We start from the raw sequence: 797 nt of genomic DNA, 5'->3' as shown, positions 1-797 counted from the left end.
CAATCCGACCTGAGCTACCGCTTCGAGCCCCTGGCCAGCCAGGACCCGTTCGAAGTGGTCTCGTTCACCCTCGACGAAGCCCTCAGCACCCCGTTCAGGCTGGTGCTCGAACTGGTCAGCTACGAAGACAACGTCGATTTCGCCCACCTGCTCGACAAGCCCGCGCTGTTCACCATCCTGCGCGGCCAGCGACCGATGCGCCATGTACACGGCCTGATCAGCGCCTTCAGCCAGGGCGACACCGGCAACTGCCGCACCCGCTACCAGGCCGTGATCGAGCCCAAGCTGGCCCGCGCCGGGCTGCGTTCGAACTGGCGTATCTTCCAGCAACAAAGTGTGCCGCAGATCCTCGAAACCCTGTTCAAGGCCCAGCGCATCACCGACTTCGAGCTGGGCCACAGCTTCCCCCACGCGCCCCGCGAGTTCTGCGTCCAGGCCGGCGAAACCGACCTCGCCTTCATCACCCGCCTGGCCGCCGAGGAAGGCTTCATCTACCGCTTCGTCCACAGCGCCAAGGGCCACCGCCTGCTCATCAGCGACCGCGTGCTGACCCTAGGCATGATCAGCTCCAGCCTGGTCAAGATCGAAGACGATGACGACGACGAAGGCTTCATCGACGACGACTACCCCGACCCGCTGGCCGTGCTCTACCACGCCAACAGCGGCGGCGACCAGGCCCGCCCCTGCCTGCGCCGCCTGCACTACCGCGAACAGGTGCGCACGGCCCGCCAGGTGCAACGCGACTACTCCTTCACCCACCCGGCCTACCACCTGCAGCAGGAGTTCAACGCCAGCGA

At 66.0% G+C, this 797-nt stretch carries 1 protein-coding gene; it reads left to right on the top strand.

Translation table 11 applies throughout. From position 1 onward, the window contains the following. On the top strand, nucleotides 1-797 hold a 797-nt coding region (locus tag POF53_RS25905), incomplete at both ends, for a type VI secretion system Vgr family protein (RefSeq protein ID WP_498970053.1).

Source organism: Mitsuaria sp. RG (genome assembly GCF_028369275.1).
GTDB lineage: Bacteria > Pseudomonadota > Gammaproteobacteria > Pseudomonadales > Pseudomonadaceae > Aquipseudomonas > Aquipseudomonas peradeniyensis.
Note: the sequence above shows the minus strand (reverse complement) of the source record. Positions and strands in the feature narration are given on the sequence as shown.